At 65.5% G+C, this 1,036-nt stretch carries 1 protein-coding gene; it reads right to left on the bottom strand.

The genetic code is table 11. The features are described from left to right. Positions 1-809 (bottom strand): acyltransferase domain-containing protein (locus tag DQ392_RS00060; RefSeq protein ID WP_245980980.1); only part of this gene is annotated, 809 nt, incomplete at its 3' end. Positions 810-1,036 lie beyond the last annotated feature (227 nt).

Below are 1,036 nucleotides of genomic sequence, written 5' to 3'. Positions count from 1 at the left end.
ATCGCCGACGTCAACACCGGATGCGCACTCACCTCCACAAACCGCCGGAACCCCGCATCCAACAACCCCTCAACCGTCTCCGCGAACCGCACCGGCGACCGCAAATTCCGCTGCCAATACCCACCACCCAACTCCTCACCAGCCACCACACCACCCACAACCGTCGAATAAAACGGCACCCGCGCAGAACCCGGCGAAACCCGCCCCACCGCCTCATCCACACGCGACCCCAACACATCCATATGCGCACAATGCGACGCATAACTCACCGGCAACACCCGCGCCCGCACACCCCGCCCACCAAACCCCGCAACCAACCCCTCCACACACACCCGATCCCCCGACACAATCGTCGACCCAGGACCATTCACCGCCGCAACCTCCACCCGCCCCGCCAACCCAGCCTGTGACCCCAACTCCGCCCGCACCACCTCCACCGGCAACGCCACATGCGCCATCGCACCCTCCGGCGCAAACTCACCAATCACCCGACTCCGCACCGCCACCAACCGCGCCGCATCCTCCAAACTCAACACACCCGCCACATACGCCGCCGCAATCTCCCCCTGCGAATGCCCCACCACCGCATCCGGCACCACACCCCACGACTCCCACACACACGCCAACCCCGTCGACACCGCAAACAACGCCGGCTGCACCACCTCCACCCGACCCAACACACCCTCACCCAAACCACCCGACCCACCCAACACATCCAACAAATCAAAATCCACAAACGGACCCAACGCCTCACCCACCGCCCGCACATGCTCCACAAACACCCGCTCACCCAACAAACCCCCACCCATCCCCACCCACTGCGACCCCTGCCCCGAAAACACAAACACCCGCCCACCAGACCCCCCACCCCGCACCACACCCTCAACCACACCCGAACCACCCGCACCCGAACGCCCCCCAGCAACACCAGAACCCCCCAGCAACCGCACGCAAACCCCCCACCACCTCACCACGCCCCACACCCACCACCGCAGCACGACAACCAAACACACCCCGCCGACCCAACACACCAGCA

This window comes from Streptomyces reniochalinae, assembly GCF_003323735.1.
In the GTDB taxonomy this organism is placed as follows: Bacteria; Actinomycetota; Actinomycetes; order Streptomycetales; family Streptomycetaceae; genus Streptomyces; species Streptomyces reniochalinae.
Note: the sequence above shows the minus strand (reverse complement) of the source record. Positions and strands in the feature narration are given on the sequence as shown.